General features: G+C 69.4%; 20 protein-coding genes and 2 pseudogenes. 9 read left to right on the top strand and 13 right to left on the bottom strand.

Annotation, left to right across the window (positions count from 1 at the left end):
• Nucleotides 1-284: 284 nt before the first annotated feature.
• Together ACN9MM_RS38980 and ACN9MM_RS38985 are read right to left on the bottom strand one after the other, a co-directional pair.
• The gene (locus tag ACN9MM_RS38980) at nt 285-1,739 is read right to left on the bottom strand and encodes an RNB domain-containing ribonuclease (RefSeq protein WP_426368558.1); all 1,455 of its coding nucleotides are present in this window, start codon (nt 1,737-1,739) and stop codon (nt 285-287) included.
• A gap of 781 nt (nt 1,740-2,520) precedes the next feature.
• Complete coding sequence (locus ACN9MM_RS38985) at nt 2,521-3,858, bottom strand: PLP-dependent aminotransferase family protein (RefSeq protein WP_426368559.1); 1,338 nt, start codon at nt 3,856-3,858, stop codon at nt 2,521-2,523.
• Nucleotides 3,859-3,953: 95 nt separating this feature from the next.
• Between ACN9MM_RS38985 and ACN9MM_RS38990 the strand changes: the two genes are divergently transcribed.
• Both ACN9MM_RS38990 and ACN9MM_RS38995 read left to right on the top strand, forming a co-directional pair.
• Complete coding sequence (locus ACN9MM_RS38990; protein WP_426368560.1) at nt 3,954-4,577, top strand: DJ-1/PfpI family protein; 624 nt, start codon at nt 3,954-3,956, stop codon at nt 4,575-4,577.
• 524 nt (nt 4,578-5,101) lie between these two features.
• On the top strand, nt 5,102-5,404 hold the full coding sequence (locus ACN9MM_RS38995) for a hypothetical protein (RefSeq protein WP_426368561.1): 303 nt from the start codon (nt 5,102-5,104) through the stop codon (nt 5,402-5,404).
• An 11-nt stretch (nt 5,405-5,415) separates the two neighbouring features.
• Here the strand turns inward: ACN9MM_RS38995 and ACN9MM_RS39000 are convergent, their stop codons facing one another.
• A complete protein-coding gene (locus tag ACN9MM_RS39000) occupies nt 5,416-6,267 on the bottom strand; it encodes a dienelactone hydrolase family protein (protein WP_426368562.1) in 852 nt (283 codons plus the stop codon).
• A 97-nt stretch (nt 6,268-6,364) separates the two neighbouring features.
• Here ACN9MM_RS39000 and ACN9MM_RS39005 point away from each other — a divergent pair, with 97 nt between their 5' ends.
• The 3 genes from ACN9MM_RS39005 (at nt 6,365) to ACN9MM_RS39015 (ending at nt 10,903) form a co-directional block, all read left to right on the top strand.
• A complete protein-coding gene (locus ACN9MM_RS39005) occupies nt 6,365-7,333 on the top strand; it encodes a GlxA family transcriptional regulator (protein ID WP_426368563.1) in 969 nt (322 codons plus the stop codon).
• Between the two features lie 1,127 nt (nt 7,334-8,460).
• A complete protein-coding gene (locus tag ACN9MM_RS39010) occupies nt 8,461-8,736 on the top strand; it encodes a hypothetical protein (RefSeq protein ID WP_426368564.1) in 276 nt (91 codons plus the stop codon).
• A 46-nt stretch (nt 8,737-8,782) separates the two neighbouring features.
• A complete protein-coding gene (locus tag ACN9MM_RS39015; protein WP_426368565.1) occupies nt 8,783-10,903 on the top strand; it encodes an HAD-IIB family hydrolase in 2,121 nt (706 codons plus the stop codon).
• A gap of 325 nt (nt 10,904-11,228) precedes the next feature.
• Here the strand turns inward: ACN9MM_RS39015 and ACN9MM_RS39020 are convergent, their stop codons facing one another.
• Entirely contained in the window at nt 11,229-12,185 is a 957-nt protein-coding gene (locus ACN9MM_RS39020; RefSeq protein WP_426368566.1) for a helix-turn-helix transcriptional regulator, read from the bottom strand.
• Nucleotides 12,186-12,247: 62 nt separating this feature from the next.
• On the opposite strand from ACN9MM_RS39020, the gene ACN9MM_RS39025 reads away from it, so the two are divergent.
• Nucleotides 12,248-12,862, top strand: a complete 615-nt coding sequence (locus ACN9MM_RS39025; RefSeq protein WP_426368567.1) for a TIGR03086 family metal-binding protein — start codon at nt 12,248-12,250, stop codon at nt 12,860-12,862.
• Nucleotides 12,863-13,138: 276 nt separating this feature from the next.
• Here ACN9MM_RS39025 and ACN9MM_RS39030 read toward each other — a convergent pair whose 3' ends face one another.
• Nucleotides 13,139-13,435: a hypothetical protein gene (locus ACN9MM_RS39030; RefSeq protein WP_426368568.1), complete on the bottom strand. Its 297-nt coding sequence runs from the start codon at nt 13,433-13,435 to the stop codon at nt 13,139-13,141.
• A gap of 1,080 nt (nt 13,436-14,515) precedes the next feature.
• Here ACN9MM_RS39030 and ACN9MM_RS39035 point away from each other — a divergent pair.
• Nucleotides 14,516-15,088, top strand: coding sequence for a GNAT family N-acetyltransferase (locus tag ACN9MM_RS39035; protein ID WP_426368569.1), 573 nt, complete (start codon nt 14,516-14,518; stop codon nt 15,086-15,088).
• Nucleotides 15,089-15,129: 41 nt separating this feature from the next.
• Here the strand turns inward: ACN9MM_RS39035 and ACN9MM_RS39040 are convergent.
• A pseudogene (locus ACN9MM_RS39040) lies at nt 15,130-15,258 on the bottom strand (IS21-like element helper ATPase IstB); the annotation flags it as partial.
• A 341-nt stretch (nt 15,259-15,599) separates the two neighbouring features.
• Nucleotides 15,600-15,776, bottom strand: coding sequence for a hypothetical protein (locus tag ACN9MM_RS39045; protein ID WP_426368570.1), 177 nt, complete (start codon nt 15,774-15,776; stop codon nt 15,600-15,602).
• Nucleotides 15,777-15,804: 28 nt separating this feature from the next.
• On the opposite strand from ACN9MM_RS39045, the gene ACN9MM_RS39050 reads away from it, so the two are divergent.
• Nucleotides 15,805-16,092 (top strand): Tn3 family transposase, encoded by a 288-nt coding sequence (locus tag ACN9MM_RS39050; protein ID WP_426368571.1) that lies wholly within the window; start codon nt 15,805-15,807, stop codon nt 16,090-16,092.
• A 96-nt stretch (nt 16,093-16,188) separates the two neighbouring features.
• On the opposite strand, the gene ACN9MM_RS39055 is transcribed toward ACN9MM_RS39050, so the two are convergent.
• The 4 genes and pseudogenes from ACN9MM_RS39055 to ACN9MM_RS39070 all read right to left on the bottom strand — a co-directional run.
• A complete protein-coding gene (locus ACN9MM_RS39055; RefSeq protein WP_426368572.1) occupies nt 16,189-16,482 on the bottom strand; it encodes a DUF1330 domain-containing protein in 294 nt (97 codons plus the stop codon).
• A gap of 33 nt (nt 16,483-16,515) precedes the next feature.
• Nucleotides 16,516-17,949: an MFS transporter gene (locus tag ACN9MM_RS39060; RefSeq protein ID WP_426368573.1), complete on the bottom strand. Its 1,434-nt coding sequence runs from the start codon at nt 17,947-17,949 to the stop codon at nt 16,516-16,518.
• Complete coding sequence (locus ACN9MM_RS39065; RefSeq protein WP_426368947.1) at nt 17,946-18,308, bottom strand: MarR family winged helix-turn-helix transcriptional regulator; 363 nt, start codon at nt 18,306-18,308, stop codon at nt 17,946-17,948. The genes ACN9MM_RS39060 and ACN9MM_RS39065 overlap by 4 nt, the downstream gene beginning before the upstream one ends.
• Before the next feature lie 209 nt (nt 18,309-18,517).
• Nucleotides 18,518-18,622: pseudogene (locus tag ACN9MM_RS39070) on the bottom strand (transposase); the annotation flags it as partial.
• 179 nt (nt 18,623-18,801) lie between these two features.
• On the opposite strand from ACN9MM_RS39070, the gene ACN9MM_RS39075 reads away from it, so the two are divergent.
• Nucleotides 18,802-19,569 carry a dienelactone hydrolase family protein gene (locus ACN9MM_RS39075; RefSeq protein ID WP_426368574.1) on the top strand — a complete coding sequence of 256 codons (768 nt, stop codon included), beginning with the start codon at nt 18,802-18,804 and terminating at the stop codon, nt 19,567-19,569.
• A 786-nt stretch (nt 19,570-20,355) separates the two neighbouring features.
• Here ACN9MM_RS39075 and ACN9MM_RS39080 read toward each other — a convergent pair.
• Both ACN9MM_RS39080 and ACN9MM_RS39085 read right to left on the bottom strand, forming a co-directional pair.
• A complete protein-coding gene (locus ACN9MM_RS39080) occupies nt 20,356-21,234 on the bottom strand; it encodes an alpha/beta hydrolase (RefSeq protein WP_426368575.1) in 879 nt (292 codons plus the stop codon).
• A 504-nt stretch (nt 21,235-21,738) separates the two neighbouring features.
• Nucleotides 21,739-22,929, bottom strand: a complete 1,191-nt coding sequence (locus ACN9MM_RS39085; protein ID WP_426368576.1) for an alpha/beta hydrolase — start codon at nt 22,927-22,929, stop codon at nt 21,739-21,741.
• Nucleotides 22,930-23,221 lie beyond the last annotated feature (292 nt).

The raw sequence follows: 23,221 nt of genomic DNA on the forward strand, positions 1-23,221 counted from the left end.
GGCCAGGAGGCGGTCGAATGTACTTTCGGCGGACCGGTCGGCGAAGCGCGTCCATGGACGGTTTGCCCGCCGGTCCGAACCGCTCGGGAACGTCGCGTCATCGGTACGCCGGTGCGGCACTTGAAGTCGCTGCCTTCCAGCACGTGCCGGTGATCACGCCACCGCCCGCGGGCCCGGTCCAACCGGCGGCAGCAACGGTGCGATCACCGACCGCCCACGCGCCATCAGACAGCTCCGCCTCCCTCAGGGCCGGCCCCATGATCCGTTGATCGACAAGGGATTCCCTAGGGCACGGTGAAGAGGACCTTGTCCTCGTCCGCGGCGGGGTCCGCCTGCTTGAGCCTGGCCCTGACGCTGGATCCGAGCTGGAGATCCAGGCCGTCGGTCGAGACGACCTTGGCCAGCACGGCTGGGTCGGCCAGGAACACCTTGCCCTCGCGCGGCCTGCCGCGCTCCGCGTCGGTATCGATGACCGCGGCGTCGAACACCTCACCCACGCGGTCCTTGAGCACCGCGGCCTCGACCAGGTCCACGGTCTGGCGGTCCGCCAGGCCGCCCTTCCCCCGTGCCGTGTCGCACGGGATGCAGGACAGGGCGTCGAGCACCCAGTTCGGCGGGGCCTTGTCCGCGCACGCCATCACGCACAGCTCACCGGTGTACCGGTCGACCAGGCGCCGTAGCGGAGCCGTGCAATGGGTGTACGGGGCCGCGATCGCCGCGTGCATCGTGTACGCCGGCTTCTGGTTGTCGCGGAAGACGGTGTACTCCGCCTTGAGCATCGTGCTCGTGGCCTCGGAGAGGAAAGCCATGTGCTGCTGGTTCTGGGGATCGAGCTTGCGGACCAGGGTGGCGTACGAGATGCCGGGCCGCCAGACGATGCCCAGGGCCTTCGCGATGTCGTGGAGGCGCTTGATCACGTTCTGATCGGCCTGCTCCCTCTGGGTCCGCAGGATGCCGGTACCCGTGTCGAGCATGATCTGGGCCGCGGACATCCCGGTCATGAGGGAGATCTGCTCGTTCCAGCCCTCGACCGGAAGCGTCGCCACGTAGCGCAGCCGGAACGATCCGTCTTCAAGGGTGACCTCCTGGTCCGGCAGATTCACCGAGATGCCGCCGCGCGCGACTTCGACGGCCTCCCGCAGCTCGCCGATCTCGCGCAACAGGGCGAGGGACTCCTCCGCCGTGCCGTTCTCGATGGCCTGCTGGGCGCCGGCGTAGTCGAGCTGGGCCCGACTGCGGATCATGGCCCGGCTCACGGACGAGTCGGTCAGATTGCCGTGGGCGTCAAGGTCGTGCTGCCACAACAGGGCGGGGCGGTCCTTGTTCGGCAGCAGGCTGGCCGCGCCCTCGGAGAGCGCGGGCGGGTGCAGGGGCACCTTGAGGTCGGGGAAGTACAGCGTCTCGATCCTGTCGTGCGCCTCGACGTCCAGAGGGCTGCCCGCCCTGACGAAGGTCGCCACGTCCGCAATGGCGTAGTACGCGCGGTAGCCGCCACCGGGCCGCCGCTCCAGGTGCATGGCCTGATCGAGGTCCTTCGAGTTCGGCGGATCGATCGTGAAGAACGGCAGGTGGGTGGCGTCCTTGTCGGGAAGGCGCGCTTCACCCGCGGCCTTGTCGGCCGCCTTGAGTACGCGCTTGGGGAATCTCAGGGGGACTTTCAGCTCCGCGCGGAGTTCCTCCAGCGCGGTGCGCAGAGCGTCCTGGGCCTCGGCAGACATGTGCATCGGGCGGCGTCGCATGCCCCGAGCGTAGGGCTGCGGTCACGAACCGGCGCGGCGAGCGGGGCCGGGCGGGGGAGGGGACCGGGGCGACGGCGGCCCCGCGGGGAGGGGACATCGCAGGAGGGCCTCTGGAGACAGGCCCAGCGCGACATGGCTGTCATGCAAACCAGGCGCGCGGGGTGCTTCTGCGGCTCACGGGCCCGAGAGAGCGCATCCCACGCCCGGACCGGGACAGAGCGTTCGCGGGTCCCGAGTGGTCAATCGTGGTGTGCTGTTCACTGCCTCGCATGGCCAGCACGTCCACCTCAAGAGTCCACTGCGTGTTTCCCTCGCATGGGCGCGGGCCGGTCGTGTCATGCCCGCTCGGCCTGAGGGTCGTCGCGGCCGGTTCCACAGGTTCGTGCCCGCGGCACGCTGCCGGGGTTCGTCAAACGGGGGCGGTCGGTCAGCCGGTCGACCATGTCGTCGGACGCTGCCACGGCTGACCGGCCCACTCCGTCTGCGCGTTGGCGACGTGTTCCTGGCTTCAGCCCTGGTTGTTTGTCACGCTGATCCACGGTCGAAGCCGCCGCCCCGCGCCCGGGGACGGCGCCGGAGCACGGCGGGCGGGGGCAACGGACCTCATCGCAACCCGAGAGGCCGTCGCTTGCGCATCATGATGGTGGCTCACGCCTTCCCGCTCACCTGGGGCGGGGTCGAGCACATCTGGCTGCCGACTTTGTTCTGCCAGGACTCCGACGCTCACGATCTCTCGTACGCGGAAGTGGGTGCGGCCAGGAATCGGACGCTCGCAAGGAGTTCAGGCGTACGCGTCCTCGATGGCGACTCGCCGCACTGTGCGCAGCGTCGAGCGGAGACGGTCCAGATCGGTCGAGCCCAGAGCGAGGCGGAGGGCCTGTGGTGTGTGTGTCGAGGTGGTGTACGGCTCCGCGGTGGATACCGAGATGTGTTGACGCGCGAGGGTGGCGGTCAGGCGGTCGGCGCGTGCGTCGTCGGGCAGGGGCAGCCAGGTGAAGTAGGACGAGGGGTAGCTGATGAGCGGCAGGCCTGCCAACTCCTCTCTGGCGAGGGTCTGGCGGGCCTTGGCGTCGTTTCGCTTCTGCGCTTCCAGGCGGTCCACAGTGCCGTCGTCGAGCCAGCGGCAGGCGATCGCGGTGGTGAGGGCAGGGGTGTTCCATGTGGTCGCCCGGATCGCGCGTTCGAGCGACGGCACCGTGGACGGCGGGGCCACGACGAAGCCGACGCGGAGACCGGTGGCGATGTTCTTGGAGAGGCCCGAGACGTAGAGGGTGATGTCCGGCGCTGTGGAGGCCAGCGGCGGCGGAGGGTCCTCGGCGAGGTAGGCGTAGGAGGCGTCCTCGATGATGAGCGGACCGTACCGCCGAGCGATTTTGATCAGGCGGGTACGGTCGGGTGCCGGCATGACCCAGCCCAGCGGGTTGTGCAAGGTGGGCATGGTGTAGATGGCGCGCACGGGGCGGGTCGCGCACAGTCTTTCCAGGGCATCGAGATCCGGCCCGTCGGCGGTGACGGGTACGGGCTCCAGGCCGAGATGAAAGGCATGCGCGAGCACCTTGAAACCCGGATAGGTGAGTGCGTCGACCGCGACGACGTCGCCGGCGTTGAGCGTGGCCATCACGGTGATGGCCAGGCCATGCTGGGCACCGCCTGCGATGAGGATCTGCTCCGCGTCCGTGGTGATGCCCCGACGCCTCAAGTGCCGTGCGATCGAGGCTCTGTCCTGGGGACGTCCTCGATGTGGTTGGTAGCGCAGCAGCGAGTCGAGGTCACCGGAGGTGGCCACCTCTCGAAGGGCCTGCCGGAGGAGATCGGCCTGGCCGGGCACTGACGGGTAGTTGAAGGTGAGGTCGACCGCGTCTGTGGCGACGACCTGCTGATCGATGCCGTGGCCGGCGGGAACCGCGATGTCGCGCACGAATGTGCCGCGGCCCTGTTCCCGGCTCACCAGGCCCATCGCTTCCAGCTCGGCGTACACCCGGGTCGCGGTCACCACGGCGATGCTCTCGCGGGCGGCGAGCCCGCGGTGTGTCGGCAGCCGCACACCTGCGGCGAGCCGACCCGACCGGATGTCGGCTGCGAGCGCGTCGACCAGCTGTTTGTACCGCGAAGCTGCCATGTACGGAATTGTATCCATGACAATTCTTTGACCGTCCTGGTCGCGGCTTCCTACTGTCAAGGTCCACCGACCCACCCGGCCGAAGGACAGTCGCCGTGCACATCGCCATCCTCACCTTCGAGGGCTACAACGAGCTCGACTCCCTGATCGCGCTCGGCGTGCTCAACCGCATCAAGACCGACGACTGGCGCGTCACCATCGCCACCCCCAGCCCGAAGGTGACGTCGATGAACGGGGTCGTCATCGAGCAGATGTCCACCCTTGAGGAGGCGTGCGCCGCCGACGCCGTCATCGTCGGCAGTGGCATCGCCACCCGCGAGGTCGTCGAAGACCCGGCGATCATGAAGGTCCTGCGAGGTCTGGACCCCTCGCGCCAACTCATCGCGGCGCAGTGCTCCGGCGCGCTCGTACTGGCCAAGCTCGGCCTGCTCAACGACATCCCCGCCTGCACCGACCTGACCACGAAGCCCTGGGTCGTCGCCGCCGGCGTCGAGGTGCTCAACCAGCCCTTCTACGCCAAGGGAAACATTGCCACCGCCGGCGGCTGCCTGGCCTCGCAGTACCTCGCCGCGTGGATCATCGCCCGCCTCGAAGGCCACGATGCCGCCGAAGGCGCGATGCACTATGTCGCCCCGGTCGGCGAGAAGGAGGAATACATCGAGCGCGCCTGGCGCAACATCTCCCCCTACCTGTCCACTCCCGCCCCGGCTCTCGTCTGAACACCCAGCCGCTGCGAGGCAGCCTCAGCACGCCGCGGGAGTGCTCGGCCGAATGGTTGAGCCCCTGTCTTGCGCGTCATCACGTACGCGTTCCCGATGCCGGGATGACCGTGGAAGCAGCCCTCTCTCACCGAGGTGGAGCAGCGACTGCTGGACTGCTACACGTTGTCTCCGCTGCGCGTTTCCGCCGACGACGCCGACCTCCTGGAACGCCTCGTCGTGCCCTTGCTCGACGTGAAGTCCCTTACTCAGCCCGCAAGATCGTGCAGCTGCAGAGCTCGGGAGTTGAGGACACGGACATCGCCAGCGTGCTGGGCATCGACAGGCTCCGGCTGTACGGCACCGCTCGTCCGCTGTCGTTGAGCCGCGCGGCAAACTGGGCAAGCACATCGGTGACGGGCATCGCCAGCAGACACAACGCGTAGAGATGGAAGGGTGACGGCTGTGCGCCGCTTCAGCAAGGACAACGGCGCCGGCAGCCCCGCCTCCGAATCCCTGGCGGGCTGCTCGCCCTCCGCAGGAAGTTGCAGGGGCAGCCGAACTTCTGGGACCGGCCACGCGGGGACCTCGGCCCCCTGGACCACCCTTCCTCCTACGGCGTCGAGGCCCGGAGGAAGGCGAACTCGCTCTACCGGCTCGGGTCGAAAGCGCTGCTGCGGCGCGAGCTCGCCCCGGCGGTGGACTGGCTGGGCGCCGCCGCTGCAGCAGGGCACCCCGGCGCGCTGTTCCGCCTGGCCGTGATCACGCTGTGCACGGGGCAGGAGTGGGAGGAAGACGCGCGCGCGGCCAACTCGTCCAACGCCCCGAGAGCGTCGCGGCGTGAATGACCTCAAGTGATCTACAGATCTTGGCAATTGCTCTCTGAGCGTCCAGACCGACTCAGACGTTCGGTCAGAAAGGCAAGGATCTCGTCCCTGGCCTTCAGCGTGGGATGTCCGTCCTCGTCGACGAGATGGGCGGTGACAACGCTGTGGGGGGACCCGACCACGTTGCGGAAGAACGGGGGCGGGTTCGTGTTCGCAGAACTGCCCGGAAGGACGCGGCCGTCGAAGGCGTCGCCGAGGAGTGCTTGGTACGCGGCGAAGCGCTGCCCGGTGCACCAGCGGTCGTCGTCGAAGCGGTAGGCGAGAACCTTCAGTCCGTCGCGCGCGATCCGTTCTTGGACCGCGCGCGCGTCCTCTTCGCTCATCTCGATCCCGGCGGGATCGTCCAGCGGCAGTGACGGGTGGTTGACCACTGGCGCGATGACAGCCGGCTCAATCGCCATGGTGAGTGCGAAGTTACCGGTGAAGCACAGTCCGATCGTACCGACTCCCGGACCGCCGCACTCGGCGTGGGCTTGGCGCGCCAGCCCGCGCAGCCACGCCGTGACGGGGCTGGTGCCGCCTCCCGCGAACGCACGGAACTCGGCACTGACACACGCGCGACGGACTACCTCCTCACCACCCTCGGCCGTGGGATAGGCACCGTCGACCCCGAAGAGTGACGGGACGTAGACGGTGAAGCCCGCATCCCGCACCCACCGCGCCAGCCGAAGGACGTCAGGACTGATGCCGGGCATCTCCGGCATCAACACGACGGCCGGCCCGGAACCGGCGGCATGCACCGTCTTCACCACCCCGTCCACGTCCACCAGTCGGCGGGAGAAGTCCGTGATCGCGTCGTCAAAACGTCCGTTGGGAGCACTCATGGCGACAGCGTGGACTGATGTACCCGCACAAGGCGATAGGCTGGATCGCCATGTAATGGGGTGATCTCGCCACAGGCATGATGCTCAGGAGGCGAGCGTGAGCGCGCTGCGGGTTGGTGTCCTGGCCTATCCAGGCTGCTTCGCGTCCGAGGTGTTCGGCGTACCCGATCTGTTGACGATGGCCATGCACGTTGCCGGTCCGGAACGCGCCGGCTATGACGTGTCGATTGTTTCGCCTCGTCATCGCGTCGCCGCATCAGGTGGTGCGACGTTGGCCGTCTCTCCGCTGCGCGAGGTCGACGTTCTAGTCGTGCCAGGCTTCGAGTTCGTGCCGGGCCACGACGTGGACGCGAAGCTCGTAGCCCTCGCCCCTGAAATTGCGGCGATCCGCTCACACGCCGCTGCGGGTCATGTCGTCGTCTCGATCTGCGTCGGTGCGTTCCTGCTCGCCGAGGCAGGGCTTCTCAACCGGCGCCGGGCTACGACGGCATGGTTCCTCGCCGACGAATTGGCTCGACGCTGTCCGGAGACTGATGTCCGCCCCGAACGTCTGGTCGTCACCGACACGGGGGTGACGACGACGGCGGCCTTCAGCGCCATGTACGACTTCGCACTGGAACTCATCCGCCAACACAGTGGTGCCGACGTGGCACGGACAACCGCGCGGGTGGCGCTCCTCGACAATGCGCGGTCGTCCCAGACTCCCTACGTCGACGCGCGACTTCTTCCGCAACCCGGAAACGAGTTCTCCCGCAAGGTCATGCGGCACCTCGACCAGAACCTCGCCGCCCGATACGACCTCGCCGCGTTGGCGGACGCACTCAGGGTCAGCACTCGGACTCTGCTACGGCGGTTCGCGGACGCGACCGGCCAGAGTCCTCTCGAGTACCTACAGTCGTCGCGCGTCCGTCGCGCCCGCCACCTCCTTGAGACCACAGACCGAACCGTCGCCGACATCTCCACCGCGGTCGGGTACAAGGACTCCGGAACCTTCGCTGCTCTCTTCGCCAAACACACCGGACGACGCCCAAGGGACTACCGCGCAACCTTCCGGCGTGGCGCCTGACCAGCAAGCTCGGCGGCTACCTGCGGCCGGGCGTTTCCTTGTCCCGATCGCCGTCGCCATGCACCTGGTGATCCACTTCCATCGCCGCAGCAGGCTGTCGCCGCGAGGTCGCCCCCGCCCCCGGTCCGCCAAGAGGGGCGGCCGACACGACTGACCCGAGGCTGGCCCCAGCCTGCGGAACTCATGGACGAGGCCGCCGTGGTGTTGTCGGCGGTCTCCTCGGCCGGTGCGGGATCGCTCTCGCCCGCTGGGGGCTGTGCCGCGGGCAGGCAGCCGCGGTGGGCGGAGGCGATGTCCTGGACCACTCGCTGAGCCTGCCGCATCCCGTGCCTTCCCCCGGAACGCCGGACCTCGTGCGGGCGTGAACCACCACACCAGATCAGAGACATCGACCGACATGACCAGCACATAAGCCAACTGCGTTTATATTTCCGTCAGTTCAGCAGGGCGCAAAGATAGACTGCCCGCCCTGCGGACCAGCCGAACCGTGTCGCCGAGATGATCTACGGCTACGAAATTCTTGACAGAGCCACTTTCACGAGTTACCTCGACACGAGGTCCAGTCTTCGGCGAACAGGCGCGCCTTGAAGAGGACTTCGACAGCGGCTTGCTAGCGGAGGCCGGCGTACTCCACAGCAGGTGGGGTGACACCGCCCTCCTCCTCGTCCATGTGGTCGACGACGCCGATCAGGCAGGGATGAGGCGAGGCTCGGGACGATCAGCGATGCCTCGCTCCCCGACCCTGCGGGCACGTGGCTGGACAGTGATCACGCGGTGGGCAGGTTTCGCCTGGTCAGGCGTGGTGCGGACATCCTGATTCGCCTGAATGCCCCCGGCAGGCGCGTCACTCCAATGGCATAGCCCCGAGTGCCCGGGTCCCGGCCCGGAGGCGATGCTGGGGACGCCGCCTGCCCGCAGGAAGGAGCACGGTCGTGTCACCGAGGATCGAGCGCATCAGGTCCAAACCCAGGCCCCGCCACGGATACACACACGTGCAGGTCACCGTGACGCAGCACCCGTCAGACCATCGGACTCCAGACGGGTGCCCAGGTCAGGACGCCGTCGACGGAGAGGCGGGGGACGTCTCGTTCGCGTTCAGCGTTCCGCACGGCTCGGAGGTCGCCGGCGTGGTGCCACCGGACACACGAGACGCGGACCTGGTGCTCGGGCACGCCCGCCTGGTGGACGACCTGCTCGGCTCTGCGGTCGACGCGCCACACGAGACGGTCGCCGGCCTTCTGGCGAGCCCCGACTTTCACCTGGCCAGACTGGGCAGGGCGGTACATGCGATCCAAGAAGAACTGCTGCGGTCCGAGCGGAACACCGACGGCCCCCACCACGCCGGCTCCTCCCGTTCCGACACCACCGCGCTCGACCCGGTGACCCATGACCCTGCCTGGTGAACTCCCAGGCAACTCCCAGCCAAGGGGGGCCTAGGAAGGATCCGCCATGTCCGGCACCGAGGCAGCTCCGGTGGAGAAAGTCCTGGTCACCGACCTTGACGGCACGCTCCTGGGAGGCGACGAGGAAAGCCGCCACCGGCTGCGCCGCGCACTGGACCGGCACCGCGACATCACCGTGGTCTATGCGACGGGCCGCAACCTCGCCTCGGTCCGAACCCTGCTGAACGCGGACCTCTACGTCCCCTGGCCGCAATGGATCATCGCGGACGTCGGGGCGAGCGTCATCGACACCAAGGACATGTCCCATGCCGAGCCGCTCGAAACGGTGCTGCGCACCGGCTGGCCGGGAGAGCACCGGGTTCGCCAGGCATTGCACCGGTTCCCGGAACTCGTCTACCAGGACACCGTCGCGCAGGAAGGCCGGTGCTCCTACTACCTGACCGCGGGCCGGCCGTCGGACGAGATCACCGCCGCCGTCGCGGCGTTGGGATGCTCCTGGACACACTCTGCGGAACGCTACTTCGACGTGCTACCGCCGCGCGCGGGCAAGGGCCAGGCCCTGAGGGAACTCATGCGCCGTCTCCACTGGCCGCGGGCAGCCCTCCTCGTAGCAGGAGACTCCCTCAACGACCTGTCGCTCTTTCGCCTCGGCGCGCACGGAGTCGTCGTCGGCAACGCCGAACCGGCACTCGTCGCGCAGGTATCCGGCGACCCGCTGGTCCACCGCCCGGCACTGGACGGCGCCGCGGCCGTCCTGGACGCCCTGGAACGGCTCAGCTGGGTGCGGTCACCCCGACGCGTGGTGATCGGGTACCACCGTCCGCCGTGGCAGCGGTACGACGGCCGCTGGCGGCCGCCGGCGAGCCCCAACGGGATCCTGCCGACCTTGGTGTCCGCCCTCGGGACCGACGCCGGCGAACTGGACGCGGTATGGGCAGCCGCCACGACCGAGGACGCCTCCACGGCAGCCACAGTCCCGCCGGGACTGCCCCTGACGCTGCTTCCGCTGCCGCCCGACCAATGGGCCGGGTACTTCCACCGCGCCTGCAAGGAGACACTGTGGCCGGCCCTGACCTCCCAAGCGCACCTCATCCGCCACGACCCGGCCGCCTGGGCAGACTACGAAGCCGTCAACACCGCCTTCGCCCGACATGTCAGCAGCCATGCCGAATACGGAGGGACAGTGTGGCTGCATGACTACAACCTGTGGCTGGTCCCTGCTCTGCTCAGACAGCACCGGCCCGATCTCACGGTCGGTCTGTTCCACCACACTCCATTCCCCGACCCGTGGACATTCCAGCGGCTTCCGATGGCCGACCAACTGCGCGCCTCCCTCGCACAGCTGGACTGGGCCGGCTTCCACACCGTTGGGTTCGCCCGGAACTTCCGCGGTCTCCTGGCCGGCACCGCCGTCCGGATGCCCCGCATCGGCGTGCACCCACTGGGCATCGACCGCAAGGCCGTCGCCATCCTCGCCCGGGTCCGCGCCGATGCCGCGAGCGGGACGGATGGAGGAGAGAGCGGAGACGAGAAGACGATCCTCTCCGTAGAACGGCTCGACTACGCCAAGGCCCCCGTGCACAAGATCAAGGCCCTGGGAGAGCTCCTGAACCTGTATCCCGCGCTACGCGGAAGAGTGCACTACCGCCTCGTATGCCCGCCGCCGGAGAAGGGGATACGCGCCTACGACACCACCCGCGCCGAACTCGAAGAGGCCATCGCAGAACTGAACGGCTACTGGCGCAGGCACGGCTGGAAGCCGGTCGAATACATCACCAGCACCCTGCCGTTCGAGGAAGTCGTCGACCACTACCTGGCGGCCGACATCTTCTGGGTGACATCCCTGGCCGACGGAATGAACCTCACCGCCCAGGAATACGTCACCGCGCACATGGCCACCGGCAGGTCAGGCGTCCTGGTCCTCTCGCGCTATGCCGGTGCCGCGGACTACGTCAAGGACCACGCCCTCCTCACCGACCCACATTCCCCGCGCGACCTGGTCGACAAGCTGCACGCCGCCCTCGCGATGACTCCCGCACAACGACGGGCCCACACCGTCCGTCTCGCGGGACTCCTGGCCGCACCGGCCCCCGCCGAATGGGCACGCACCATCATCGCCGCCATCGACCAGGGCAGCCACCGCCCATCCCCACCCGCCCAAAGCTGACCGGCGGCATGAGAGCGGCGGGTCACATGCTGCCCACCGCTGCCCCCACACGCACCGGGGACGCCGACCGCGCCGCCCCCGATTCACCGGCCGCGACCAGGCCGTTCTGGACACCACCCGCCCTGGACACCACCACCGCCCAGGACAGGACAATTCTTCGGACCGCCACGGCCGAGGGCGCGGCCCGGTGGGCGACCTCAGAGGTCCCGGAAGTCCGGCGTACCCCCGGGGCCCCGGAGCGACCGCCCGCCTTGTTCGCCGACACACGGCACTCCCACACCCACTGACACCGATGTCTCCGCGACTTGGCCCGGCGAGCCAGACCCTACTCAGAACCCGGCGGTCCGTACACACCGGCCAGCTCAACCGCCAGCCGTGCGAGCCGCTCCCTTGCCTCCGGCGGCTCCAGCACCTCGATGCGTCCCCCCAGCCCAGCCAGCTGTGTCGCGACGACCTCCGGCGTCGGCCCGTCGACCCGTATCTCCGTCCACCCGTCGGGGAGCAACGGACCCACGTGCAGGCGCCCGTCGAACAGCCGCTCCAGGATCGCCATGGCATCTGGCTCGGCCCGGGCCCGAACCGTCACCGCGTACAGCCGTTCTTCCAAGCGCGCGGAGAACGAACGCCAGACCGTGGCAAGGTCGAAGCCGTCCGGCCGGACAACGGGCTCGCCGGTCACCTCGACCGAGACGACCCGGCTGAGCCGGAAGGTCCGAAGGCCCTGCTCCGTCTCGGCGACGAGGTAGTCGTGACCCGCCTTGGCTACGAGCCCGAGCGGATGGACGGTGCGTACGCCGACGGGCTTGCCAGGCCCGGCGTATCCGAGCCGCACCTGGATCCCGTCCACCACGGCTCGCCGGAGCGCGTCGAGGAGCGGCCCGGTGGCCGTGACGTCGACACGCGACCAGTCCGTGCCATCGACAAGACCGGCCCGCGAGGCCGCCTCGGCGCCCGAACGCAGAGGTGCGGGCAAGGCTCGTACCAACTTGCGCAGTGCGGTGCGGAGTTCGGGCGTGGTGGAAGACGGGCCCGCGAGCAGGAAGAGTGCCCGGATCTCCTCGGCGGTCAGCCCGGTGAGCTCCGTACGGGCGCCGCCGACCAGTGCCCAGCCGCCGCCACGGCCACGCTGTGAGTAGACGGGGATACCCGCGGTGGACAGGGCCTCCAGGTCGCGGCGAGCGGTCCGCGGCGACACTTCGAGTTCGGCGGCGACCTCGGCCACGGTCACACGGGTGCGCGCTTGGAGGAACAGCAGGGTCGCCACCAGTCGATCGGCTCTCATGCCGACCATCTTCTTCAGGAAATAGGCCAGAAGATGACCTATTCGGGTTACAGGATGAGGCCATGACGCACACACAGAACCCCCCACGATCCCCTGCCACCCCTGACGCCACCGACGACCCCCGCCAGAGCCTGCTGAAGGCAATCGCGCTGGCCGGACGTACCGTGGCCGCGGTCCGTCCCGAGCAGCTCGACGGGCCCACGCCCTGTACCGAGTTCACCGTTCGGCGGCTGGCCGGGCACCTCGTCGCCGTCCTGCGCCGGATCGCCCTCGCCGGGCGTGGCGGCGACGTGACGAGTCTCCCCACGGTTGCCGACGACCTCGCGGACACCGCATGGCAGGAGGCGTGGGACGCCGCCGTGCGAGAGGTCGAGGCGGCGTGGGCGGATCCCGCGATCCTGGGCCGGACGCTGACCCTGCCCTTCGGCAGCCTTCCGGGTGCTGCCGCCGCGGCCGTCTGGACCTCGGAATTCACCGTGCACACCTGGGACGTGGCCACCGCCACGGGTCAACTCCCGGACTGGGATCCCGGGCTCGTGGCGATCTCATACGCCGCCATGAGGCGCGGACTGCCCACCGGGCCGCGTGACGGCGCGCCGTTCGGGGCCGCTGTGGAAGTCGACCCGGACGCGCCGGCCATCGACCGCCTCGTGGCGTGGTGCGGACGCAAGCCGTAAGAAGCATCCGAGAAGGGAGGGCGGCCCCACGACTCGGGCCGCCCTCCGGATGCTCTGTCACATGTGTGTCACGCCCCGAGGCCGACAGAGATTTACGTCCCGCTCCGGAAAGTGCTCGACCGTACGGAGAAGGCAGCCGCCGCGACGCGGCCGCGAGCGCCCCGGGCTGCTCCGCGCCTCGGCGACGCCCTGCTTCTGGCCGATCCGCACCGGGGCGACGCGCTCTTCGGTCGAGCTCGCCCTGCCCGAGTCCGAGCAGAGCGCCGGGCGGACCATTCACTGGCGTGGCGCGCCGGTGAGGTGGCTGGCGCGGGTGTGGGGAACTTCTGGACTTTCTGAGGTGCCCAGCAGTGCGGGAGCAGGCGTCACGTCGATCACGTCGACGAGCCTGCGCAGCTTGTGCTGTGCGCGCAGAGCGTCGGACTGTGGCACGCATACAACGGCTGTGGCCGTGTTCGTCGTCGCGGTGGTGTAGGTCAGGTCCAGCACGTGGTGGTTGTTGAGCATGGCGGCGAGCCGCGCGAGTGTTCCGTGGCCGGACTGGAGCGTGACGGTGAGCCGGGTGTGTTCCATGTGCGGTGGTCCTGTTCATGGGGCCATGGTGGGGCCGGAAAACGAAAAGACCCCTCGCGAGGCGCGAGAGGTCTGCGTGCGGGCGGTGAGTTCGGGAAGGGTTACTCCCTCGGGCTCGGTGCCGGCACGCTGCCGCTGATAATCAGCTGCTGCTGCATGCCCGGCATGCTGGCACAGTCCGGCCGTCGCCCGGAAGGCCATCTCATACTGCGGGCAGCCTCCTGCGGGCAGCCTTTGAGGGGACCAGCACCGGTGAAGCGCTTGTTGAGGGCGTGAGCAGAGAGATCCGCACAGTGCTTGGCCTTTCTCCGCTACCTCCAGAAGAAGTCGCGTCGGAGCCGCGGACGGATCCTTAACGGCTGGCAGAAGACCCGGGGGAGAGGGATTACGACGCCTGGGAGTGAGGCTCTGACGGCGTTGCGAGGAGTCGCCGGAGTCGACTTCCCGTGCGCCCGACTTCCTCAGGCGGGGAGAGGGGGCTACGGGGCTGGAGCGGGGCCACCCGAACATTCCTCGGCTACCCCCTTTCAGGGCTACGACTGCGACCATGCACCTCTTGCAGCGGTACTTGTCGAAGCCGGGCGGCCGCCCACAACGTGCGCCTTTACGCAGGCGGGCCGGGCCGGCTTCAGACGGTGAACTCGCTGTTCGTGGGTGCCCTGCTGGTCGTGGATGCGGGCGACCTGCGCAGGGGCTCGGGTCCGGGGTCGGTCTGCACCTCGCTCAGGCGGTCCGGCAGACCGAAAAGCCGGCAGAGACGATCGGTGTCACGGTAGGCCGTAATGCTGCTGATCCGGTCGCCGCGGAACTCGACGACTTGGAGGCCCCAGCGTGCGTAGCCGGCGCCGTTTGCTTGAGGGCGGTACTGGCCGAATGCGGGGGATCCTGGCTTCGTTCACGTTCAGCGACAGTGTTTGTCGACGAGTTTCAACGGCGATTGGTGGGCGTCGGGCTCACGGATGTTGACGGGAAATGACGTCACTGGGACCAGCGTGGCTCGTCGCTCCAGCGGGGAAGCAGAGCGCGGAACGGCGGGAGTATCTGGGTGCGGCCGGTTGCGTGTCACGGCAGGATGGGCGGATGGAGCAACCACTTGACGTGCCCGAACTCGCTGCTGGTGCGGGGTTCAGTCTTCGGCCGTGGTGCCTTTCGGATCTTCAGCTTGTCCGCGAGGCATCCGAGGACGACTACATCCCGTTGATCACGACGGTGCCCTCGCCCTATTCAGAGTCGGCAGCTGTCGCGTTCGTCGAGCGGCAGTGGGGTCGGGCCTTCGCGAGGACTGGGTATCCGTTCGTCATCGTGAGCGCTGATGGTCGGCCGGTCGGAAATGTGGGGCTGTGGCTGAAGGACCTGGGGCAGGGGCGGGCCTCGTTGGGTTACTGGGTCGTTGAGTCGGCCCGTGGGCAGGGGGCAGCCGGGGCCGCAGTCGGAGCCGTCGCCGAGTGGGCCTTGAACGAATTGCGGATTCCTCGGCTTGAGCTGTATGTCGAGCCGTGGAACACGGGTTCCGTGCGCACTGCCGAGCGCGTGGGGTTCCAGCGGGAGGGGCTGCTGCGGGGCTGGCAGCAGGTGGGGGCCGAGCGGCGGGACGTGTTCGTATATTCGCTGCTGAACGGCGAGCAGTGGTGTCGCTCGGCCTGCCTGTTTTGAGGCTGACATGGCCGGCGCGATGGTGAGAAGCGGACTCCGGCTCAGCCGGCCTGGGCGGGTTCCTCGGCTCGGGCTCGGGTGCTGGCGCGGCGGTAGGAGTCGGTGCCGGTCTCGATGATGGTGCCGTTGAAGGTGAGGCGGTCGACGATGGCCGCGCAGAGGCGGGGGTCGATGATCTCGATCCCGGGTCGCTCGGACAGCCAGGCCGCGAGGGTGTCCGCTTCCCGGTCTGGAAGGAGGTCCACGGGACGTCGAGTCTCGGCGTCGACGAGTACGGGTGCCGTAGATCCGGCCCTTGCGCTGGGCGTGTTCGTCGACGCCGAGCACGCGGGGGAGTGGCGTTGGGTGGTCTGGCAGAGAGATGTTCAGCCTCAGCAGGGTGTTCCGACTGCTCGGTCATCATGTGCAGCAGGAGGGTATAGGCGGTGGGGGAAGCCTCGGCACGTACGCGAGACCGTTGAAGCCGCCCCACAGCACGTTACGGCGCGGAACGCTTCCTCGGCAGCGGACGTCATGACGTGGCCTTCCCTTCCTCATCCGACTCCCTGCGCAATTCCAGCTTCGCGCCGGGAAGGGACATCGCCGGGAACGCTTCGTGCGCGTCCGGGTCCTCCATGATCTTGCGCAGCAGGTCCAGCTGCTCCACCCGGTCTCCCACACCCGCCTTCTCGTCCTTGCGGGCCTCCATCAGCCTACCTCTCAGCGACGCCCCCGGGTTGAACTGGTGCGCGTCCTGCCGGAGTTTCTGCAGCGGCCCCGTCGGCCACAACGCCCTGGACATCGCGGAGATCGGCTGCCGGCTGGTGGAGGAGGGACGGGAGATCGACCCGGAAGACCTGGCGCACAGCTCGCCGTACCTGACCGCACACATCAACAGGTTCGGCGAATACAGCACCCATGAACTCGGCATCCAGCCCGAGGCGTACGACCCGGAACCCGACGTCGACTTCACTCCGCTGCGCGAGCAGGACCTGACCGCCGCCGGTCTCGGCCAGGCTGTCTGAGCCGTGAGGGAACCAGCTGGTGACGCCCTTCACCGCAGCGGGCGGCTATACCCCGGAATCCTGCTGCTCTTCAGTGAAGATCCGACTGGATCTCGGTCAGTCGATGCCTTCGACGATGCGGAAGTCGCGCTCGACGCCGTCGGAGAGGATGACCAGCGCCTTCTGGTAGGCCGCACTCTCGTGCGCCGCGACGGCCTGCTCGAAGCTGTCGAACTCGATCAGGACGGTGCGCTCGGCGATTCCGGCGTCATGCGCCACGACCTGACCGCCACGGACGAGGACCCGGCCGCCACCGGCCGCTACGGCCGGACCGGCCAGGTTGTTGTAAGCAGCCAGCTTCTCAGGGTCTGAAATGGTGCGGTAGACGCTGACCCAGTAGCCCTTGGGCATGGAACCTCCAGTGCGGGGATGAGTGCATCTGACTTACGGGTTTGTCTCGGACGAGCATCGGCGGGCGAGAGCGAGGCTTGTCAGCGTCGTGACCGCCATGGCGCCGATGCCGACCAGCGCCGCGGCGGTGAAGGCGCTGTCGTCGGGGAAGGGGTGGTCGGGGCCGGTGCCCGCGGCGAGGATCAGGCCGCCGATGGCGCTGCCCAGGGCGTACCCGACGCTGCGGACGACGTAGTTGAAGCTCATGGCGCTCGACGTCTCGCTCTTGGGGGTGACGGCCAGGATGACGCCGGGCATCGCGGCCGAGAAGCCGCCGACGCCGAAGCCGAGCACGCCCATCGCCGCGAACAGTTCGGCCAGGTTCGACCGGGCTGCCGCGAACAGGGCGAACCCGATGCCGACCACGACGGCGCTGCCGGCCAGGAGCAGAGGGTCGGCGATCCGCGTCCGGACCCGCGGCGTGAGCTTGCCGGCGACGAATCCCAGCACCGAGAACGGGATGAGGACCAGCCCGGCGACGAAGGTCGTCAGCCCGAAGCCGTAACCGGCGCCGTGCGGAGTCTGCGCGTACCGGGTGATGAGCGTGAGCAGGAGGTACATGCCGATCCCGCCGACGAACATGGCGAGGTTCGCCCCGGCGACCGCCGGGTGCCGCACCGCCCGCACATCGACCAAGGGCGTCGTACTGCGCAGCTCGATGACGGCCCAGACGCAGAGCAACACCACCGCGACGACGGCGAGGCCCGCCGCCACGGCGAGGTGCCGGCTCCACAGATTCCGTTCGCCGGCGAGGAACAGCACCAGGAACAGCGCTGCGGCCAGGACGACCGCGCCCGCCACGTCCACGTGGGCGGAGCGGCCTTCGGGGGCCTCGGGCATGGAGCGCCACGCGGTCAGGAGGGCGGCGGCGGTGACGACCAGGCCGAGGCCGTAGGCGGCCCGTACCCCGCCCAGCTCGGCGAGCAGTGCGGCCAGCGGGTATCCGACGCCGGCCCCGATGATCGAGACCACCGAGATCAGGGCGATCACGGCCGCGCTGCGCTCCTCGGGGAGGTGGTCCCGGGCCACGCCCATCATCAGAGCCGTCAGCCCGAGCCCGACGCCCTGGGCCGCCCTACCGGCCAGCAGCCACGCGAACGGCAGCGGCAGGACGGTGAGCGCGCTGCCGGCGACGACGACCGCCAGCGTGGCGAGGATCGTGGCCCGCCGGTGCCGGCCGGCTCCGAGCCGGCCCAGGACCGGCGTGGCGACGGCGCCGCTGAGCAGCGCGACGGTCAGCGTCCACTGCGCGCTGCCGAGCGAGACGTGGAACGAGGTCGCCACGCTGGTGATGAGCGGCGTCCCGAGGCTGGCGACCGCCGCCACGACCAGAGCGATGAACAGCAGGGCGGGGACCAACAGCCGCGCCTCGGAACGCGCCACCGGGAGCGCCTTCACCGCGACCCCGTCGACCGGCTGCCCGGTCACCGTTTGAGCCCTTCGCGGTCCTGGCTTTCGAGCTCTGCCAGATGCTTCAGCGCCGGAAGGGCCGCCAGCAGCGCCTCGACCTCGTCGCCGGTGAGCTCGCCGATCAACCGCTCGAACGCGTGGACGCCCGCCTGGCGCCGCGTCCGGACATAGGAGGCGCCGGCCTCGGTCAGGCACACCAGCGTGACCCGCTTGTCGGATGCGTCACCCCGCCGCTCGACCAGGCCGGACTCCTCCATCACCCGGACCAGGGCGGTCATCGCGGGCTGGGTCACGCCCTCGACCGCGGCCAGATCGGTGATGCGTCGCGGTCCGGTCCGGTCCAGGGTGGCCAGGGTGGCGGCGGACGTCAGGCTCATGTCCCGGGGCAGGCGTCTCGCGGCCCTGGTGGCCAGGCCGTAGAGGGCCGACCCGATGGCGGCGGACGCGCCAGGAGTGGTGTCGTGACGACTCATGCTCGAACCATAGCATTTTTATATTCATAGTTTATGTAAATGCTCGACTGGTGCGGGCGGCGCACCCCTTGAGCAGGCCGGCCCGCCGGATCCGGGTCAGTGCCAGGGCCCGGCAGCCGGTCGGCGCGGTCGCCCTCGGCCAGCCGGTCGCGGAAGTCGGACAGCACGCTGTGGCGGAAGCCGGGGTCTTTCAGCTCCAAGCCGAGGGCGCACTGGAACCTCGTCGCCGAAGAGGCCGTCGAGGCGGTCGCGGATCCACATCGCCGCGGTGCCGTAGGGGCGGAGCTCGTGACGGTTCTTGTCGGCCCCCGCCGTATTCCAGAGGGATGCCCGCGCTGTTCTGCCAGCGGCGGAACACCGGCCGGACCGGGCTCGACGATCACTACAGTCCTGGCTCATGACCACGATTACGACGCGTACGGTCGAGTATCCGGCCGACGGTTTGACGATGACCGGGCACCTCGCGCTCCCGGCCGGTGCCGACCGCCGGCCCGCGGTGCTGCTCGGACCGGAGGGCATGGGGCTCAGCGACGTCGAGCGCCGCCGGGCCGATGCTCTCGCCGAGCTGGGATATGTAGCGCTGGCCTTCGACCTTCATGGCGGGCGCTATTTGGGTGACCCCGAGGAGATGCTGGCCCGTTGCCTGCCGCTGCTCGCCGATCCCGAGCGGATGCGCGGCATCGGCCATGCGGCGCTCGATGTGTTGCGCACCGAACCGCGTACCGACCCAGACCGGATCGCCGCCGTCGGCTATGGCACGGGGGGTGCCGTCGGGCTGGAACTCGGGCGCGACGGCGTCAGCCTGCGTGCGATCGGGACAGTCAACGCACTGACCACGGGCCGACCGGGCGAGGCTGCGCGTATTCGCTGCCCGGTCTGGGCCGGGGTGGGGTCGGAAGACCCGATCATGCCGCCCGCGCAGCGGGACGCGTTCACCGCTGAGATGCAGGCCGCGGGCGTCGACTGGCGCCTCACGGTCTACGGTGGCGCCTTGCACGCCTTCCATCACCCGCCGGTCGACCACCCCGCGGTCCCCGGCGTCGGCTACCACCCACGCCACGCGCAGCGAGCCTGGCGCGACGTCGTCGACCTGCTCGCCGAGTGCCTGCCTGTGACGGAGCATCTGGAGCATGACCCAGGTGAGCACGCCGGCCCCGGGCGCTGACAGTCCACTCGCATTCGGGCGGTTGCTCGATCGCGGAGACGTATGCACAACTACCGCAGCAATCAACGGATTTACTCCGGCAGAGCACCTCCCGTGATCACCGCGACCTGCGGCGGGTCGATCCGGCCGCCAAGGCGAGGTGGACGCATCTCCTGCGGCAGCACTGGAAGGGCGGGACGGCGCGACGATCGAACCCGTGACCCAAATCGGGAGCGGGGGCGCACATCGGTTCCCGCACGCTCGGGTCGTGTCCGCCCGCCGTCGTCGTACACCGCGGCGGTCGAGCGGTACCTCACCGGCCCGGGCATCGAGAAGTCCTCCGCGTGGATCTACTGGATCTCCCTCACGGCGTGGGGATGGATGCTCGCCGGTGAACCGCCGCCGACCGGACCCGCCCGCCGAGACGCGAAACCGTCCGTCTTCCCTGTCGCCGCGAACGACGCCTCGGCGCCGCCCGAGATCTTGGCCGGGCCGGCGCCGCCGCCCCACAGCCGGCTTCCCTCGGGGAAGTCCACGTGCAGGCGGGAGCGGGTGGAGCATGAGCACCAGCGGCACTCCTACGCCCGTGATCCGGGTGAGCCGCCAGTTGTCGTTGAACCAGATCCCCTCATCGCGCTCGCGGCACGCATCGCAGTCGGAGGGGTCCTCGCCGTGCCGCGCGGGCTCGGGCAGGACCGGCGGCCGGCAGGGGTGAGACGCGCAGTCCTGCGTGGTTGCCCCCGGCGAACGCCGCGCCGCCGGGGACGTCTACGCAAACTGAACCACCGCCCGGGGTGCCGCTGCCTCTTATGTGGATGCTGTCGGCGCCAGGTCGGCCAGCAGTTCCGCGAAGAGGCTCGGGCGGCTGAAGTATCCGGTGTGGGAGGCGGCCAGCGTGCGGACGTCGAAGGGGTTGTCCGGCGTCAGCTCGTCGGCCTTGCGGATCATGTAGTCCTGCACGGCCAGGGGGATGCTCAGGTCCTCGGAGAGGCGTACGAAGGTGTGCGGAATCCGCCCCCAGCGTGCGAGCTGCGCCACCGCACCCTCCTCCAGTACCGCGTAGTTCTCGTCCGGGTCCATCGAGTCCAGCAGCATCCGGAACTGGTGGTCGGTGGAGTCCGCCATGATGGCGGCCTTGAGCTGCGCGAACAGTACGGGGTCAGAGTGCGCGGCACGCCAGTTCAGCCGTACTACACCCTGGTTTCCTGCGTCCGGTACGGCGATCCGGGCGGCTACGGCGTCCAGCAGGTTGTCGTCGTGGACGCCCCATTCCTCGGTGACCATCGCAGGGTCGCTGATGCAGACCGCGGACAGGTAGACGACGTGGTGGAGGAGTTCGGGCACGGCGTTCGCGACGGCAGTGACGGTCAGGCCGCCCAAGCTGTTGCCCACCAGGATCACGGGCCCCGAGGGGGCGAGCCGGTGCAGGACGTCCACCACATGACGGACGTTGTCCCGCAAGGTGACTCCGCGCATCGGGGACGGGGCGGTGGCCAGTGCCGCAAGGTCCTGAGGCTGCCGGTAGTAGGCGGCCGGGTGGTCGGCGTGGTCGCCATGACCGGGCAGGTCGACGGCGTACGAGCGGTGCCCGTGCAGGGCCAGCTCGTTCTGCAGCGGTCCCCAGGCCCGGGCGTTGCTGGATCCTCCGGGAACGAACAGAAAGGTGGGCTGTGAGGTGGTGCGCATTAGAAGAGTCCTCGTCATCCTGAGGCGAACGGTGAACAGTGCACGGATGACCAGGTGCCGACGGGACGCCCCGGATCAGCACCGAGTCCGAGACCTCGGACGGATGCGCAGGGACTGCCAGTTGTTCAAGAACGAGCACATGATCCAGACCCTAGGCGCCGCTCTTCACACCCGCCACCGAATTGTCTGACCGGGCACGGGACCACGACACCGATCTGCCCGATGGCAGGCGATCCGGCCGTTGCAGCCGGCTGACGCCAGGCACGCCTACGGTGCTGGACCCCGGTCGGACGTTCCGGCCGGGGCCCCTTCCGCAACAACGCGACGCGCACCCTCGCACCGGGCCCGGAGCCTGTCCCGGTCCGGCAGGCGTGCCGGGTCGTCGACGAGACGCCGACCCGCTACCACTCCATCGGACCGGCCGGCGCGGGCGACCGGTTCACCATGGCCACGGCACCCGAGGCCTGATGGAGGACGCCCTCATAACCAAGGTCTCCGACGGAGCTACCGCAGCAGGAATTCCTCCGCGGCTCGCGCCCCCTCGTCACTGCGGTTCTGGGTCGAGTGCCCGACCCCCGGGAGCACGATCAGCTCGGCCCGAGGGGTTGCGGCAGCGAGCTCCCGGGCCCACCGCACCGGAGTCGACAGGTCACGGTCCCCGGCGAGCATCAGCACCGGCATGGTCAACGTGCGGCCGGGCGCCGCCGCACGGTTCGGCCGCGACGCCGGCCACGGCAGACACGTCTGCGGCATCCCCTGGGCGCCCGCCGTCTCCCGGGGGAACGGCCACGTCGCCGCCGGCTTGATCCGTCGTACTGCCCGCTCCAGAGCCCGCTGCCGCCCCGCCACCGGTACCGACGCGTCGCCCCACGGCCACGCCCCGTCCGCGCACAGGGTCGCGGCGTGCAGCCCCGAGCTGAACTCGGCCGGAATCTCGTCGCTCGGTGAGGAGAAGCCGGCGACCAGGGCATCGAGTCGGGTCCGGTCACCGCCGGCGGAGGCGTGCAGTGCGTTGAGGATGCCGAACCTCGGATCGTTCAGCTTCGGGTCGATGATGCTGGCGATCACCAGCAGGTTGAAGACGCCGACCGCGTTGCCGTCCCGGCGTACGACCCGTGCGAGGTCCCACGCCGGGTCGAACCCGCACCGCTGCTCCCGGCAGGCGGCACGCAGGACGCGCGCGGAGTGACCGAGCGAATCCTCGTACAACACGGAGGAGCCGTCGAGCGGCACGACGGAGTCCAGGACCAGCTTGCGAACCTTCCGAGGATGGGCGAGGGCGTACTGCCCTGCGGTGAACGTCCCGTACGAGACGCCGTCCACAGTCCAGGACGGGACGCCGAGGGCGCGGCGGAGATCCTCCAGGTCGGCGACGGTGTCGGAGGTGGTGTAGAAGTTCCGCCGTTCTCCGAGGCCTTCGGCGCAGGCCGTGACGGCCCCCGGCGTGGGGGCGACGGTGTCGCTGCTTCCGACCTCCTTCTGGAGTGCCGGGCAGTCGAGAGCCGACGTTCCCGTGCCGCGCTGGTCGATCATCACGAGTCGGTACTCGGCAAGTGCCCCGGGCAGCCGCGAGCGGATCCTCGGAACGAACGGCACCCCCGGCTGCCCCGGCCCGCCGGTGAGGAAGAGCAGCGTCCCGCGCGGCGCGTCCGCCCGGCCGGACACGGCGACCTGGAGCGCGAGTGTGCCCGGCACGGATCCGCTCCGGTCCAACGGCACGGTCAAGTCGGCGCAGACGACGTCGGACTGCCCGGGGCACGGCCGATGCCCGTTGAGGCCGTTGAGGCCGCTGAGGCTTGCGAGGCCGACGGCTCCGGCAACCGTGGCGGTGGCGGAGGCAGGCCGTGCGGCCGAGGCCGCGGGCGGGGCCGTGGACCCCACACACGCGGCGGCGGCCAGAGCAGCCACCAAAGCCGTACAAGATCGACTGAAAAAGGTCATGGTCGTTTCCCCGTCGGCAGACGTGGTGCCAGCGGCGTCGGCCGCC

Origin of the sequence: Streptomyces sp. E-08, assembly GCF_049913095.1 — a bacterium.
Classification (GTDB): Bacteria; Actinomycetota; Actinomycetes; order Streptomycetales; family Streptomycetaceae; genus Streptomyces.